The organism is Fulvivirga marina, from assembly GCF_016775155.1.
Taxonomy (GTDB): domain Bacteria; phylum Bacteroidota; class Bacteroidia; order Cytophagales; family Cyclobacteriaceae; genus Fulvivirga; species Fulvivirga marina.
This window is the reverse complement of sequence record NZ_JAEUGD010000003.1, coordinates 1-16,822: the sequence shown is the minus strand read 5'-3', so window position 1 is coordinate 16,822 and position 16,822 is coordinate 1. Positions and strand designations below refer to the sequence as shown.

Genomic DNA, 16,822 nt, shown 5'->3' with positions numbered 1-16,822 from the left:
ATTGCTGTTTGTATGGTTGTAGTATCTGAATAGTTATCTAAGTCAAATAATGTAACATGAGGCAACCAAACCCTTAAGTTGTCTATTGAATCATTCTTAAAAATGAACTGATCCTTTGTAATCCTGATATGAAGAAACAAGTACACCTTATTCAACAACTATAAACCGTTGATGTATATATTCATTCCCAGCAGACAGGATAACAATATACATACCCGGATTAAGTCCTGCCACCGAAATGGGTTTCACCGTGTTTGCAGGCAAATAAAAACTGTCTGTCACTTGTTGTCCAAGAAGGGAAATTATGGTAGCATTACCAGAAGTCTTAGAGCTTACATTAATGTATTTCATGGAGGAACTAAATACCGGGTTGGGAAAAATATCTAGATCAAACCTGTTGACATACCCAGCCAGTGCATCTGAATTTCTCAATAGGTGTAAACCTCCCTGCCCCGTCCCTATAATCAGGCTGGGTTTATCTTCATTAAAAAGGTTAGCCACTGCTGGATACAGTTTACCTCCAAAATTAAAAGTCGATACCTCTTCATTTGAAGACCAGACAAAATCAGTAATTCCATTCTCAGGTTGTTCAACATGGGCAAGAAAATTATCATATATTGTCAGACTCCCCCGTTTATCTCCAACAATCATATCAGCGTTACCATCACTATTAATATCAGCTATGGTAACACTCAAATCCAACCTCGACGTACTAAAATTAAGCCCATAAAATGTATCATCCTCCAAATTGAATACCGGGGCATTTATCGTTCCAACATTAACATAGTATTCTAATTTTCCGGTACTCTTTCCTATGAGTATGTCCGTCAAACCATCTCCACTGATGTCATAGGTCTCAAAGTTCTCATCAAAACCGATATTTGAAAATAAGACACGTATCTCTTCTTCAAAGTTAAACTTCCCTTCACCTCGGTTCAATATGTAGTAAACATTAGTGGAGAAATTATAGAGTTCAGTTGCACTAAATACCAAATCGACACGGTTATCCCCATTAACATCACGAAATTTTGGTTTAAGATTAAACACCGTTGACAATGAAAGTTGCAGGTAATCTTCACTTTTAAGTACATATGAAGGTTCATTAACCGAGCCAGTGTTTTCATAAAGTAAAAGAGTGGCATTAAACCCCGGAGCCCCCTGGTTAGTATAACTTCCCAAAATCATATCTAAGTCACCATCACCATCATAATCACCAAAGGCTGGTGATGCATTTTCTCCAAGATCTATGGTCTGATCCTGCAGAAAATTACGATTTTTAAGTTCAAATTGTGGGTTATTGTCTGTTCCTATATTTTTATAAAACCAGCTTGACGACTCAAAGTTTACCGAGTTAGATACATTATTTGCAACATTTGGCGAAACCAACATATCCCTTACTCCATCAAAGTCTGCATCTTCATAATAACCTACTGGAAAAAATAACATTGTAGCTGGATCACTGCTATTAGGAAAACCAGCACTGGCTGAATTAAAGGAAGGTGATTCATTGGTTCCTGTATTTTCCATAATGAAAAGGTTACCACAAGTTTCCTCTGAGATTAACACATCGTAATCTCCATCACTATCATTATCGAGCAATAGTATTGACTTACCGCCCTGATGCTCCTCCCTTCCCCCTGAGGTTGCACAATCATTCCCGTTAAAGGCAAACTCTCCACACTGACATTCCTGAAAATTCCCCCATGTTTGTGTAATGCGTTCGTATTGCAGGGAATCACAATTCCCGTCCCTTTCAATACTCAGATTTTTATGAAACTCAACTGTGGATGTGCCACTGGCTCGAAACATCAAGATATCAAGGTCAGAGTCTCCATCTATATCAACAATTGCAGGAATATCAGACGAATTCATTTGCATGTTGATATTGGAAGTAAAGCCTTTGGTTTTCAGAAAATACTGATCATCTCCTGAGTTATCTGTACCAGTAATGTACTCTCTCCAGCTAAGAGGGCCTTTCACAGTTGTCTCATTAATGAATACACGAACACCAAAAGAATGGCTAGTGAAGATATCTTTCTTTCCATCACAATTATAATCTCTTAACAGCATCCAGTTCTTTATCTCAGCAGGAAAGTAGAAGGCGTATTCAGGAGCATAGGCATACGCCTTATCCACAGCGAGAAAGGGGTAAACTTTATGAGCACTTCTATCAAAAGCTACAAGATCTTCAATACCATCATGGTTAAGGTCTATTGTACTGTATTGAATACTATTCAGCCCACCAGTCCAGGGCATACTTAACGTAACACCTTTCTTTTCCACGGGGATTGATTGGTCAAGTGTATAAACAAACTGTGCTTTGGAAATCGAAAAAGATGTACAAAAAATGAGCGTAAAAGCATAAAGGGTTTTCATACGAGCTGATTTTGAACATGTAACTTAACGAAGAATCTCCATTACAGGTTCGCGTATCTGTAATTTTTACATTTAATGTATTTATTCAAGTTGTAAAATACGTCAATATTTTTGCTTTTAACACTACTCTTCTTTGTAACACGCGCTATATTAGCATGAATAAGATAACTCTCATGATTGAAACCATTTACAGCCGTTTTTTAGAAACCAGAAAAATAAGTACTGACACAAGAAAGATTGAAAAGGGGTCTATCTTCTTCGCTTTAAAGGGACCTAACTTTAATGCCAATGAATTTGCTGAAGAAGCATTGAAAAAAGGGGCATCAATGGTTGTAATCGATGAAGAGAAGTATAAAAAAGATGATCGATTTGTTTTAGTTGAAGATGTACTTGAGGCACTACAGGGTCTGGCGCGATACCATCGGGACCAACTAAAAATTCCAGTCATTGGCCTAACCGGTTCAAATGGTAAAACGACTACCAAAGAGCTCATTAATGTGGTGCTGAGTAAATCTTATAAAGTATTAGCCACCCAAGGAAACCTTAATAACCATATAGGAGTACCTCTAACGGTACTTTCTATTGAGGATCAGCATGAGATTGCCATCGTTGAAATGGGAGCAAACCATGTTGGGGAGATTCAGCAACTGTGCAGCATTGCCAAGCCATCACATGGCCTAATCACAAACATTGGTAAGGCTCACCTGGAAGGTTTTGGAGGTTATGAGGGGGTGATACGAGCAAAAAGTGAACTATACCATCACCTAACCCTAACATCGGGTATCGTTTGGATAAATTCGAAAAATGAGGTATTAAGCAATATGTCAAAGCGATTTCTCAACCCATTATTCTACCCTCAAAAAGGCAACTACTATCATTGTGAGTTCATAGATGCCTCGCCTTTTGTTGAACTAAAAGCTGAAAATGGAGAGCGAATCAAGACCAACATTATTGGGAAATACAATTTTGAAAATATAGCTGCAGCATTATGCATTGGCAAATACTTTAATGTTCCCGAGACTGATGCTAACCGGGCAATTGCGGAGTACATTCCCCAGAATAATCGGTCTCAAATCATAAAAAAAGGGAATAATACCATCATACTGGATGCATATAATGCCAACCCAAGTTCAATGGCATCAGCTCTGGAAAACCTGTCACAAATGAGTGCGAAACATAAGGTAGCTATACTTGGCGATATGAAAGAGCTAGGGCCTGAAAGTATTTCCGAACATGAAAAGCTAGGAGCAGACCTTTCCAGCAAGCACCTCACAGATGTTTATCTTTGTGGTGATATGATTAAATCAGTCCTTAAACATTTACCCGATGCAAAATACTTTAAAAGTAAAGCTGATCTGATTGAGACTCTAAAAGCCCAGCATTTTAATCAGCATGTTATCTTAATAAAAGCATCAAGAAGCCTGGGCTTGGAAGAAATAGTAGAGTTTATCCATTGATGCATTAAAGTACATTAAGGAGTTGCTCTTTGATCTTCTCCAGCTCCTCTTTCATTGATACTACATGCTTTTGAATGTCAGCATCATTAGCCTTTGAGCCAATGGTATTGATTTCTCTACCTATCTCCTGAGATATGAACCCCAACTTTTTACCAAGAGAGTTTTTATCTGAAAGCACTTCATTGAAATGGTTTAGGTGACTCGCCAGTCTCACTTTTTCCTCAGTGATATCAAGTTTTTCAATATAATAGACAATTTCCTGCTCCAGCCTGTTTTTATCCAAACCTTCCTCATCTACAAACTTTGTAAGATTACCTTTGATACGGTCCCTGATCTTTTCAACACGTTTGGGATCCAACTTTTTCACTTGTTCCAGACTATGGCTAATAGACTGAATATATGTGGAAAATTTCTGCTGGAGTTCTGCACCTTCCTTTTTTCTAAAGGCATCACAATTATCAAGTGCTTGCTCCACCAGGTTTTTTAGATTGGTCCACTCTTGTTCATCCACCTCTTCATTTTGATCGGTGATCATAACATCAGGAGCACTCAGGGCCAATTTGAAAATATCCTGGTCGGGAGCTATCACTCTGTCTGCAAGCCGCTTCAATTTAGTGTAATACTGAACGAACAGCTCTTCGTTATACCGTTGCTTAAGCTCTGTTTCTTTTTCTTTGACATAATCAATACTTAAAGAAACCTTGCCTCTTTGAAGTTTCTCTGAAACCAGATTGCGTAGTTCTATCTCTTTTTCAGAGAAAGCCCGGGGCAAACGAAAGTTAAGGTCAAGATATTTAGAATTGAGAGTTTTAACCTCGATATTAATGGTTACCTCATCATTAGAAAGGTGAGATGAACCATAGCCTGTCATGGATTTAAGCATATATGGCTAACTGAATTTTAATATAATGTTGAACAAAAATAGCTGACTTAGAAGTCGTATCCTAATGTCAAATGAGCTCTTGGGCCGCCAATCTCATAGTTATCAACAGGCCAGGCTACATCCAACTTGATGTAATACCCCAGAATAATTGTCCTGAAACCAGCTCCGTAGCTATAAATCCATGGACTTCTATAGTTCTTTAGCTCAATGATAAAATTACTTTTCTCTCGGTCTGCTGGATCTTCAGGGATAATCTTTGTGCTTATGGAGTTATCCTCTCTAAACGGTGATTTTCCGGTCCAGGCAGAACCTATATCAAAAAAGCCTGTAAACTGTAAATTTCTGAAGAAGTTAGATGTTATAGGTCCACTACTTAATGCCCTGACCAATGGAACTCTTAGCTCTGCGTTGAAAAGCAATGTATTCCTTCCGTATAGTGCGCCATAATCAAAGCCTCTCAGGTTAGTAGCATACTCTACAAATAAAAGGTCACTGTTATCCTTTTCTGCATTTGGCTTCAATGGGTTGTTTGTGCCATCAGTGTTTTCATCGAAAAATAACCAATTGTCCATTCCACCCAATAGGTATTGCTTAGGAGCCTTTCCAAAAAACGTTCCATAATATAGTCTGCCGGCCAGTACTATTTCTTTATATATTTTTTGATAGTGCCTGAAATCCGCCGAGAAATTAGAGAAACTTTTATTCTGGTCGGTCATCCCCTCATAATGTTTGAGCCTTATTTTCGCGCGGCTACCTTCAATCAGGTTCATTCCATTAATTACTGAGTTGTCAAAAACGATCTCAACAGTAGCGCCACCGTACTGTTCAGATGATGACGGACTAAAGACCGGTGTAGGCGTATTACCAACCAATGTAGGTTCCAAATTTTCAAACCTGGTAACGGCATAAAACGGCTTCATGGCTATCCTTGTTTTGGGGTTGAAAGGATAAGCCGCACCAATTTCAAAAGCATTCTTGCTGTATTTATGCAACATCTCAGAGTCTCTGAAAATCACCTCTCTGTCATACCTCACACTATAATCAACCCGACTTTTTAAATATTGATACTCAGCAAATATATCTCCACTACGTAAATCAACAGTGGCCATGATACCTCCTGAAAACTTATGATTTTCCAACATATCATTCATTTCCGTTTCCATCAAAATACCAAAACCCCTCAACGGATCTATCACAAGAGATGTCACCAGATGGTCGGCACTAAATCTGGTATCATAAGGAAAAGGTCCCGTGATTTTATTTCCTTTTCTAAGCTTTCTGTATTGTGCCAGGAATGAATCTTTCTGCTCTTCTTTAAGAATATCCGAGTCAAATGTATAGTTATCGGTATTGATAACTTCTTCCTGTTCCTTTTCCTCTTCTTCAATGTCAAACTGATAGTTGTCAGTATCAATGAAGCCTTCTTCTAAAATCGTTGTATCTTGTTTTTGCTCCTCCTTATTCTCCCTGGCTTCAGCTAGTCTCTGCTCTACAATTTCTTTAACAGTAAGTGCTTCCTTTTTTTCCTGGTTTCTTTTCAATCTGAAAGCCTTTGCCTGCAAAACCTGCTGGCGTGTAGTTAACGGCGTAAAAATCTGTTGATCATAGTTAAACTCCGGATCATAGTAAACATAATCCTTACCATGGCTAGCCATAATGTAGGCCAATTTAGAGCTACCAAAATCTATGTCATAATTTTCAATGCTAGAACCAAAATTAGTTACCTGAGTATATATACCGGTTGATAAGTCATAAGTAAAGAGGTTGATTATTCCCTTTTGATCACTTAGGTAAAATAATCGAGTAGAACTCAAAGCCATTGGCTTTACATCGCGGCTAATCGTATTTGTAACTCTATGAAGTATATTTTCCGTTGTATCTAGATTATAAAAGAAAAGATTAAAATTATTGCCAACCTTTTCAAAATCTGTAGTCTCTACATTCAATGTATCCGACACCCTGTTTGAACTAAAAACAATAGTATTTGAGTTAGGCACAAAAGCAGGATCAATGTCATCGTAAATATCATCTGTCAATCTCTTAACCCTGTCTCTTCGCGTACTTAAAAGGTACAAGTCATTTTTGCCATTTACAACACCACTCACGATCATCAAGCGACCATTATCAGAAAAGCTTATACTCCTGACTTGCTCAAATTTATCCATTATGCGAGGCAGCTTACTGTTAGTAATTAAATCATATAAGCTAAAGTAAATCTGTCCCTTCTTTACATACACAATACCTAAAGTACTCTCATCAACCCAATCTATCAGCGGAATATTATGGTCTATTTCCTGGTTAATTACTTTATCTCCGGCGGAGAGCACCTCCTTTTCATGGCCTGTTGACAGGTCCTTAACATAAACATGATATCTCCCTTTATAATTATAAGTATAGGAAAGCTTGGTGCCATCCGGATTAAGTTTAACATGTGAATAAATTATATCCTTCCTGTTCCTCTTTATTACTCGGTTATCCTTGTTAGGCTCTATATAATTTTCATCAACCTGTCTATCAATATCTGTGTAAAAATTCTGCCACTCATACATCACTTGATCAAAGCTCACCCCAAGAGTTATGGCGATACTCTTCTCTTCATTACGAATTATACGGGTATAATTCAGGATATTGGATATATTACTTTTACCATATTTTTCGGCGATGAAATTCCATAGGGATTGTCCGGCCAGGGCTGCCTCTTTTCCCGTCAGTTTTCCGAATTTTCTTGGATGTTTGGTGTTTACAAGCTCTCTGGCATAGTCATCCATTTCAATGCTCCAACCTTTAGACACATAAAGTGAAGCCCCATTGATGAACCATTCCGGCAAGTTCAACAAAACAGAACTTTGGAACATATCCTTCAGGCTTCCTCCAAACATCATTTCATTTACCATAAGTGAAGAAACTTTATATAAAAGTTCTTTCTTCAATGCATTAATATTTCCTGGGTTGGCTATTTCAATATGTGACTTAACAAACTGTGTCTCTCCTCCCGCGCTTACGGCATGATCGTTTATACCAATATTACTTTGTAGTAAATCGGCATTAGAGTTGTACAAAAATAATTTAGTTTTCGAGTATGGGGGGTATCCAATGATGTCAGTAACACGCTCAAACTCTTCTTCGAGATATTCGGTTACCTCTTTGGCAATTTTGTCTCCACCCTTATAGAAGTAAACATCAAAATTATCAGAACTTAGGTATCGCCAGTCGAATTGCTCGTATTGGATTCGATTCCTCCCAAACTTTTCCATAGTACTTTGAGCCATGGATGCCTGGGAAAGTGCGGCTATAGCGAATAATGTTAATAGAGAATTCTTAATACTTTTCATTCAATTTTTTAGAGAATCGTAATATAACGAAAAATAGCGATTAATATTGACCTCAGAACTGAGTTCTTCTCCATATTCCAAAAACCTCATCAAGTGATTTGAAAAGTATGGAGCTAAAGACACACCCTTAGTTCCTAACCCATTAAATACTCCAATAGTTTCATAATCAGGATGCAGTCCTAAAAATGGTCTTCTATCTCTGGTAGCTGGTCGTATTCCGGCAACCTGCTCAACAATGTCATAGCTAATATTTGCTAAGTCGCTCAAACGGCCGGTTATTTCAGCTCTAGCCTTTTCAGTGGGCACCGAGGTCAAATCATGATTATCGTAATTTGAACCAACCCGAAAAAGACCATTTTCTAATGGTACTACGAAAACTCCACGGTTAAGGATGTTGTTTAACTTAAAGTCTGACTTTATTCGTAACACTTCACCTTTTACAGGGCTAAAAGGCAGCCATTGAAAATGCCCTTGTTTCACGCTGTTTAAACCATCGCAAAAAATTATCCTTCGTGCTTTTGTGCCTTTGTATCGCACAAAGGACTTCTCCACAATAAGGCTATCACTTTCAAATTGAGAATCATCCAACTGCTCATTACTGCTCAAATAATCCCTGAATGATTCCAAAAATATAGGTATATCAAGATAGCCCGACTGTAACAGTTCGATACCCCCGAAAGGGTCATTGGCAAATGAGTAAAGTGACTTGCAATGAACCTTCTTAATATAGGGAGCATATTCTATCGTCGAACTTTTGCCCATCCACTCATTCTGTTCCTCCATAGAGATAAATGGGCGGTAAATTGGGATATCCACCAGAAACCTGGACGAGCAAAGCTGTTCCATCTCCTTATAGAAATTAATCAAGTAAGGAAACAACAGGTCAGCTTTCCAGGTTTTCACCATTTTTCGCCCAGTCACCGGGTTGTAAAGGCCGCCGGCAATTTTCGAAGAAGTGTGAGGGTTGCCCTCATCAATTACCAATATGTTTTTTCCCTCTTTTATAAGCTGATACGAAAGTGTAGAACCTGCTAGGCCCTGCCCTACGATGATATAATCAATCTCACGGCTATTATGCATTAAAAATCTTTATAAAAATGTATTTTTGTTTCTATTGGACAAATTTGATAAAAGAGAAGCAGAACATAATGATATACATCAAGTCTTTTGTATTTAATCCATTCATGGAAAACACATATGTTTTATATGATGACACTAAAGAATGTGTAGTGATTGACCCAGGGTGTTATGAAGAATATGAAAAGAAAGAGCTGAAAGCTTTTATTGTTGAGAATGACTTGAAAGTGGTTAAACTACTGAATACCCATTGCCATATCGATCATGTATTAGGCAACGAATATGTTAAGAAGGAATTCAATGTAGAACTTTATGTACATCAACTGGACGAGCAAACTTTGAGATCAGTGAAGGTCTACGCACCATCTTATGGCTTCACTAACTATGAAGAGGCCACTGTAGATCAGCATTTAGATGAAGGCGATATTGTTGAATTTGGAGAATCAAAACTAGATGTAATTTTCGTACCCGGACATGCCCCAGGACATATTGCGTTCATTAGCAAAGCAGATAAAATATGTATAGGTGGGGATGTGCTGTTTCAGAGTAGTATTGGCCGTACAGATTTACCTGGTGGAGACTTTGATACATTGATCAACAGCATCCACTCAAAAATATTCCCATTGGGTGAAGATTTCACTGTTTATTGTGGACATGGTCCGGCCACGAATGTAGGAACTGAAAAAAAATCAAATCCCTTCTGCGCTGTAGCCTAATTTGCTTTGAATATCAAAAAACATATCCCTAATACTATTACCTGCGGCAACCTTTTCTGTGGTTGTCTGGGTATCGTCTTTGCATTTAAAGGTGATTTGATTTTCGCAACGTACTTGCTTTGGCTCGCTATGGTCCTGGATTTTTTCGATGGGTTTGCTGCCAGAATGTTAAAAGTAAGTTCTCCAATTGGCAAAGAATTAGATTCATTAGCCGACATGGTGACCTTTGGAGTCCTTCCTGCAGTGATTATGTATCACTTGATCGGTCAGTATTCTGAAAATGAATACTTGTCCTTCATAGCCTTTACAATTGCAATATTCTCTGCCTTGAGGCTAGCCAAGTTCAATATTGATGAAAGGCAGCAATCGGTATTTATTGGCCTCCCTACGCCGGCTAATGCTTTGTTTATATCTTCTTTTGCATTTATTGTTACCTCAGACTACTCAAGCTTTGTTAGTATCTGGGTATTGCTCGCAGTTTCCATAGTATTTTCACTATTGCTCATCGCTCCTGTAGAGCTTTTTGCACTTAAGTTCAAGTCATTTTCCTGGAAAGACAATAAGATAAGGTTTACCTTTCTGATCATAAGCGTATTATTTATAGCGATATTTAAAATATTGGCTATTTCGCTTATTATTATTACGTATATCGGTCTATCACTAATAAACAACACTGTGAATAAGCAAAGCGTAACATAATATAAGCTGACAGGAAACGTTTAAAACGGATATCATGTTGCTACTTCATAATCAAACCGATCTCCCATGACCCGAAATTTACGAGTCATAATTATTCTGTTTTATTTATTCACTTTTTCACAAGCTGCTATCAGCCAGGATAATTCGGTTTTATCCTCGGGTGACTGGTTCAAGCTAACTATTGAAAAAGATGGAGTTTATAAAATCACCCACAGTAAATTGCAGGAAATGGGCATTGATGTAGCCAGCATTGACCCAAGAAAAATCCAGGTCTATGGAAATGGTTCCGGAATGCTCCCTCAAGCAAACAGCATAGAAAGACCTGCCGATCTGACACAAAATGCCATATACATTAGTGGGGAAAATGATGGAAAGTTCGACAACGGTGATTATATACTCATATATGCTCAGGGAGCCGATTCATATAGCTATGAAGGAGGTATTTTAAACTACCAGCATAATATTTACTCTAACCAGAATTATTATTTTCTAACGATCGGTACCGATAACGGCCTAAGAATATCCAGCGGTTCCAACCTAGGTACAAGTTTCCCTAAAATACAGAGTTACAACACTTTTAGGTACCATGAGGTAGATGAGAAGAACATTCTTGGCTCTGGACGGAAATGGTATGAAAGCAATCCCGGGATACAAACCTATAATTTCAAAATAGATGGACTTATTCCAAATACCACTGTTACAGTTACATCAGCAGTAATGGCCCAGTCTTTTGCTGAATCTAAATTCAAGCTGACTCTTAATGATATTGCTGCAGGAGAACAAATTATAGGAAGCATTCCTGACTTTAACAAAAAGCAATATTTATATAGTGTTAAAGGCAATGAGGATTTGAGTCAGTTTATGCTTAATTCAAATGATATTGGAAGTGGCAATCTTGCGGTTAAACTGGAGTATATAGGAAACAGCTCCGGGTATGCTGCTGGTTTCCTTGATTACCTTATCATAGAGGCTAAATGTCATCTCAAGTTAACCCAGAGCATGACCATATTCAGATCAACTGAAAGCAGCAACAACACTAGCAGTACTTTTGAAATTTCTGATGCTACAGCACAAACTATGATTTGGGATATATCAGATCCCTTAGCTGCTAAAAACCAGCCATTTACTTTTAATCAGGGTAAAGCTTCTTTTGGAACTGAAACATCTGCGATAAAGGAGTTTATAGCTTTCGATCCGGCCAAACTGCTCACCCCGGAAATTATAAAGATTCCTAATCAAAATATTCGAGGGATCAGTACTCCTGATTTACTAATAGTAACTCACCCAAACTTTTTACCTGAAGCCAAAAGGCTGGCACAATTCAGAAGGTCTAATGATAACCTTAGCGTAGCAGTAGTAACAACGGAACAAGTCTATAACGAGTTTTCAAGTGGCAAACAGGATGTCACAGCCATTAGAGATTATACCAAATACTTATACGGCAAAACCAACAGGCTTAAATACCTTTTGTTATTTGGAAGAGGCTCCTACGATTATAAAAATATTCTACAAAAGAACAACAATTATGTTCCTGTATATGAATCAAGAAACTCTCTATACCCGCTAGACACCTATACCTCAGATGACTATTTTGGTTTTATGGAATCAGATGAAGGTGAATGGCAAGAGAAGTCGGGAGGCAACCATACTATGGAAATAGGAGTCGGACGATTACCAGTTACCAGCCTAAAACAGGCTAAAACAGTGGTAGATAAGCTTATAAGTTATAGCACCGACCCAGAAGCTTTGGGACATTGGCGAAATGATATAGCATTTGTGGCTGATGATGGAGACGCCAATACGCACACATCACAATCGGATCAATTAACAGTATTGATCGATACTGCATTTTCAGACTTCAATTACAATAAGTTCTTTTTGGACGCTTATCCTCAAATCTCCACCCCTAGCAAACAGACCTCACCTAAAGCTAAAGAAGCACTAACCAAATTAGTGAGTAAAGGCGCATTGGTAATAAATTTTACAGGGCACGGAAGAGAAGTCGGCTGGACCGAAGAAGAAATATTGGATACTGTAATGATAAGAAAATGGGATAACATTAAAAGGCTCCCTCTATTTGTTACCGCCACTTGTGAGTTTGGTCGACATGATGACCCAACTCTGATCTCAGGAGGAGAAAAGCTAGTAACCAATTCTAAAGGAGGAGGTATTGGCATTATAAGTACTTGTAGACCTGTATTTTCAAGCTCTAATTTTGCTTTGAATAAAGCCTTCTATAACGAGTTGTTTAGAATCACGGATGACCAATACCCAAGACTTGGTGATATTATAAGGATCACAAAAAATAATAGCGTGGACAAAGCCATTGATGCCAATAAAGTAGGAAACAGAAACTTTGGTTTGCTAGGGGATCCCTCCCTAAGGCTCAGCTATCCAAAAAAGAAAGTTGTGTTAACGTCAATTAACGGCAACGCGAATAAATCAGATACGCTTAAAGCTTTAAGTAAAGTTAAAATCCAAGGAGAAATCCAGGAAGTGGATGGTTTAAAAAGCACCGAATTTAACGGAACCTTAGAGACCGTCATTTATGATAAGGAGTCTGAGTTCGTAACACTTGGCCAGGAAAACACCCCTTATACGTACAAGTCTCGTAAAAATGTCATTTTCAGAGGAACATCAACGATTAGTAATGGAGAATTTACCGTCGAATTTGTTGTACCTAAAAATATTTCTTACCAAGCAGGAACAGGTAAGATCAGTTTATACGCATTCCAAAAAACTCAAAATGACGATGCAAATGGCTCTGATATAGAAATTGTTGTGGGAGGTACGGCTATAAACCCACCTCAGGATAATACGGGACCTAATATTCAACTGTATCTGGGAGATAGCACATACCGAGGCACCGGAGAAGTCAACCCTAATACGATGTTGGTTGCTAGGCTATCAGATGAAAGTGGCATTAATATTTCAGGATACGGAGTCGGAAACAATATCACTGCCATATTGGATGACAAAAACGTTTATAACCTTAATGAATATTATATAGCTTCTCAAAACACCTACAAAACCGGATGGGTTTCCTTTCCACTTAATAACCTAGAAAAAGGGAAACATACACTAACACTAAAGGCCTGGGATACCTACAACAACCCAGGCAAAAGTGAAATCGAATTCGTTGTAGGTGAGGAAGGGAGCATTTCGTTATCGAATTTAAGGGCTTTCCCCAACCCTTTTTCCAGCAATACTACCATTGCTTTTGAGCATAGCCGATCCGGCGAAGATCTTCAGGTCAATCTCCAGATAATCTCCAGATCAGGTGAAATATTAAGAGACATGAGTTTTGAGATACAAGGAAGTACATCAGATATAGAGCTTTTCAATTGGGACGGCACAAATATCTTTGGACAAAAAGTTCCGGGAGGAATATACTTATTTAAGATCATGGTACGTTCTATGTCGGATGGGGGAAAAAATCAAGGATATGAAAAGCTTATTCTTATTAATTAATTATATTTGTTTGCTAACAGAAGTCACATGAAAAGGTTATTTACGCTCGTCTCGGCGGTCATTTTATCAGTATTAACAGGTTATACATCTCAAGCTCAGGGTATTGTCGGTCAAGATTCTTCGAGAAGAGTAATTACCACAGCAGTTCCTTTTCTCACCATTACACCTGACGCTCGCGCCGGAGGGATGGCGGATGTCGGAGCAGCTACGTCCCCTGATGCGAACTCCATATACTGGAACCCTGCAAAACTTGTTTTTATTGAAAATAATATAGGGTTCTCCCTTTCCTATACACCATGGCTAGGTAAAATTATAAATGACATGTCTATTACTTACCTATCTGGTTATTACAAATTTTCAAAAGAACAGGCTGTAGCCATGTCTATGCGCTACTTTGATTTGGGTGAAATATTTTTCACCAATGAGCAAGGTGGTGACGAAGGTCAGTTTAATCCTAGAGAGTTTTCATTCGATGCAGCATATTCAAGAATGTTAACGCAAAACCTAAGTATCGGTGTTGCCGGTAGATATATTCATTCAAACCTCACAGGAAGCTTTTCTTCAGGTGGTGTAGAAGCAAAGCCAGGTAATAGTATCGCGGCTGATATTGCAGTTTTCTATGATAAAGACTTGCTGTTAAGTGGAAGCAATTCTAATCTGGCTCTGGCTGCAGTAATCTCTAATATTGGCTCTAAGCTTACTTACTCTGACGAAAGCAATAAAGATTTTATCCCAACTAATCTTAGATTAGGGGGTGCATTCACCACTAACCTAGATCCGTATAACAAGTTGACTTTTGGTGTTGATCTCAATAAATTAATGGTACCAAGCCCTCAGCTGGACTCAGCCCAAAGTGACAAATCGCTTTTGAGTGGTATGTTTGGTTCATTTGGTGATGCCGAAGACGGATTTAGTGAAGAGTTGAAAGAAGTAACCGTTTCTGCAGGAGCTGAATATTGGTACAACAATACATTTGCTGCTCGTGTAGGCTATTTCTTCGAATCGGAGGATAAAGGAAACAGAAAATATCTGACCCTAGGGCTAGGCTTCAGATATCAGGTTTTCGGAATTGACTTTGCCTACCTAGTACCTAAAGAACAGGAGCATCCGTTAGCTGAAACGCTTCGATTCACACTCCTTTTCAACTTTGACAAAGGTAGTAAGGATGAAGAATCTGTTGTAGATTAATCTATGTTAAATCGATCTGTAGCACCGAGCCACACTTCTTCGTATCAAATAAAGTTTCCAAAAGTAAAGCGGCACACCCTGGATAGTGGTATTCCGCTTTTTCTTTTAGATGAAGGAAGCCAGCCTGTTATTAAACTAGAGATAATGTTTCCTTTTGGAGGAACATATCATGAAAATAAAACCGGCACCTCTCTTCTAGCCTTGAAAATGTTGCGAGAAGGAACAGTATCCTTCACATCAAATCAGCTTGCAAACCACTTTGCTCAGTACGGTGCATTTCTTGAATTAAACCCTTCATTTGATGCTCCATCTGTAAGTCTATACTGTTTACCAAAACACCTTGAAACGCTTCTTCCTTATCTGGTTGAAATGATATTTACACCTACATTTCCCGAGAATGAGCTAAAAAGGATCAAACAGATTGAAGTACAGCAACTTAAACTACAGCAAGAGCGTACAAACATAGTCGCATCCAAAACATTCAGGAACCTACTATTCGGTAAGAATCACCCCTATGGAAAAATAATCACTGAAGAGGATTTGAGCGGTCGTAGCCAAGAGGAACTTAAGAGGTTTCACAAAGAACATTTAACGTCTATAGAACTTATTGCTTCCGGCCAGGTAAGTTCCTCCAGTATCAATATTATTAACCGTGCATTCAAACAAGCTACAACATCAACAGATAACATCCATGAAAGCCTATTTACCTTAGCTGATGCTCCGCCATCAACTATTAAGAAGGAAAAAGCAGGAGCATTACAATCATCAATACGTATAGGAACGCATACGGTCAAAAAGACACACCCCGACTATATTCCATTGCTAATAACAAGTCATGTTTTTGGCGGCTACTTTGGCTCTAGATTGATGAAAAACATTCGAGAGGATAAAGGCTTCACTTACGGTATATATTCAAGTATAGTCGCTTTAAAACACAATAGCTATATAGTTATTGGAACCGACGTTAAAAAGGAGTTTGTTCAAGATACCATAGATGAAGTAAACAAAGAGCTACATATTCTTTGTAACACTCCTGTAGAGCAACATGAACTGGATACGGTTAAAAACCATATGGTTGGACACTTCCAATCCAAATTAAGCTCGGCATTTTCTCTAGCTGAAAAATTTAAAAACATACATATCCACGGTCTGGAGTATAGCTACTATGACCGTTACCTTTCGACTATTGAAGAAATCACAAGTGAAGAAATACAGGAAATAGCCAATAAATATCTGAAGCCAGGCTCTCTAAATCAAGTTATCATAGGTTAACCAGAAGCCATTCGCAACTTCTTAACTAATATTTCTTAAAACATAATGTTTAACAGCTTGTTCATTCCTGGCAGTTGTTAAAAGTCTTTCTATTAAGACATACTACTTATCAAAAGACCTATAAAAACAATCAAAGGTTAACGAACTAATCATACAGGTAGTATTTATGTAAGGATTAAGGATCCTTCAGACATGTTCCATGCTAATATGGTATTCCTTGAGTAGCGTTAACTCTTACCACGTGTAGACAATTGTTATTTAACGACATTATGCAACTTAGAATGGTAAGGTCTATAAAACAAAAAACCCTGTTCATAATGAACAGGGTTTCATTGATAAAATCTGGCGACG

Annotated in this window: 10 protein-coding genes; 6 read left to right on the top strand and 4 right to left on the bottom strand. The window is 38.2% G+C overall.

The annotated features are described in order from the left end of the window. Positions 1-147: 147 nt before the first annotated feature. Entirely contained in the window at positions 148-2,376 is a 2,229-nt protein-coding gene (locus JMN32_RS01355; protein WP_202854481.1) for a T9SS type A sorting domain-containing protein, read from the bottom strand. 155 nt (positions 2,377-2,531) lie between these two features. Between JMN32_RS01355 and JMN32_RS01350 the strand changes: the two genes are divergently transcribed. After that, positions 2,532-3,833, top strand: a complete 1,302-nt coding sequence (locus tag JMN32_RS01350) for a UDP-N-acetylmuramoyl-tripeptide--D-alanyl-D-alanine ligase (RefSeq protein ID WP_238354303.1) — start codon at positions 2,532-2,534, stop codon at positions 3,831-3,833. Positions 3,834-3,837: 4 nt separating this feature from the next. On the opposite strand, the gene JMN32_RS01345 is transcribed toward JMN32_RS01350, so the two are convergent. The 3 genes from JMN32_RS01345 to JMN32_RS01335 are packed head-to-tail and all read right to left on the bottom strand — an operon-like array spanning position 3,838 to position 9,128. After that, positions 3,838-4,716 carry a YicC/YloC family endoribonuclease gene (locus JMN32_RS01345; RefSeq protein WP_202854480.1) on the bottom strand — a complete coding sequence of 293 codons (879 nt, stop codon included), beginning with the start codon at positions 4,714-4,716 and terminating at the stop codon, positions 3,838-3,840. Between the two features lie 47 nt (positions 4,717-4,763). Then, a complete protein-coding gene (locus JMN32_RS01340; RefSeq protein ID WP_202854479.1) occupies positions 4,764-8,048 on the bottom strand; it encodes a TolB-like translocation protein in 3,285 nt (1,094 codons plus the stop codon). After that, entirely contained in the window at positions 8,049-9,128 is a 1,080-nt protein-coding gene (locus JMN32_RS01335) for an NAD(P)/FAD-dependent oxidoreductase (RefSeq protein ID WP_202854478.1), read from the bottom strand. A 68-nt stretch (positions 9,129-9,196) separates the two neighbouring features. Here JMN32_RS01335 and JMN32_RS01330 point away from each other — a divergent pair, with 68 nt between their 5' ends. From JMN32_RS01330 to JMN32_RS01310, 5 genes are all read left to right on the top strand, one after another. Further along, complete coding sequence (locus JMN32_RS01330; RefSeq protein WP_202854477.1) at positions 9,197-9,841, top strand: MBL fold metallo-hydrolase; 645 nt, start codon at positions 9,197-9,199, stop codon at positions 9,839-9,841. Positions 9,842-9,847: 6 nt separating this feature from the next. After that, positions 9,848-10,540: a CDP-diacylglycerol--serine O-phosphatidyltransferase gene (gene pssA, locus JMN32_RS01325; RefSeq protein ID WP_202854476.1), complete on the top strand. Its 693-nt coding sequence runs from the start codon at positions 9,848-9,850 to the stop codon at positions 10,538-10,540. A 66-nt stretch (positions 10,541-10,606) separates the two neighbouring features. Continuing rightward, positions 10,607-14,011 carry a type IX secretion system sortase PorU gene (porU, locus tag JMN32_RS01320; RefSeq protein ID WP_202854475.1) on the top strand — a complete coding sequence of 1,135 codons (3,405 nt, stop codon included), beginning with the start codon at positions 10,607-10,609 and terminating at the stop codon, positions 14,009-14,011. Between the two features lie 27 nt (positions 14,012-14,038). Further along, positions 14,039-15,199, top strand: coding sequence for a type IX secretion system outer membrane channel protein PorV (gene porV, locus JMN32_RS01315; RefSeq protein ID WP_202854474.1), 1,161 nt, complete (start codon positions 14,039-14,041; stop codon positions 15,197-15,199). A gap of 3 nt (positions 15,200-15,202) precedes the next feature. Continuing rightward, positions 15,203-16,471: a M16 family metallopeptidase gene (locus JMN32_RS01310; RefSeq protein WP_202854473.1), complete on the top strand. Its 1,269-nt coding sequence runs from the start codon at positions 15,203-15,205 to the stop codon at positions 16,469-16,471. The last annotated feature ends 351 nt before the right edge of the window (positions 16,472-16,822 follow it).

Bases quoted from the DNA above. Each gene is read 5' to 3' on its own strand.
- JMN32_RS01355 (WP_202854481.1), bottom strand. From the start codon at position 2,376: ATGAAAACCCTTTATGCTTTTACGCTCATTTTTTGTACATCTTTTTCG.
- JMN32_RS01350 (WP_238354303.1), top strand. From the start codon at position 2,532: ATGAATAAGATAACTCTCATGATTGAAACCATTTACAGCCGTTTTTTA.
- JMN32_RS01345 (WP_202854480.1), bottom strand. From the start codon at position 4,716: ATGCTTAAATCCATGACAGGCTATGGTTCATCTCACCTTTCTAATGAT.
- JMN32_RS01340 (WP_202854479.1), bottom strand. From the start codon at position 8,048: ATGAAAAGTATTAAGAATTCTCTATTAACATTATTCGCTATAGCCGCA.
- JMN32_RS01335 (WP_202854478.1), bottom strand. From the start codon at position 9,128: ATGCATAATAGCCGTGAGATTGATTATATCATCGTAGGGCAGGGCCTA.
- JMN32_RS01330 (WP_202854477.1), top strand. From the start codon at position 9,197: ATGATATACATCAAGTCTTTTGTATTTAATCCATTCATGGAAAACACA.
- porU (WP_202854475.1), top strand. From the start codon at position 10,607: ATGACCCGAAATTTACGAGTCATAATTATTCTGTTTTATTTATTCACT.
- porV (WP_202854474.1), top strand. From the start codon at position 14,039: ATGAAAAGGTTATTTACGCTCGTCTCGGCGGTCATTTTATCAGTATTA.
- JMN32_RS01310 (WP_202854473.1), top strand. From the start codon at position 15,203: ATGTTAAATCGATCTGTAGCACCGAGCCACACTTCTTCGTATCAAATA.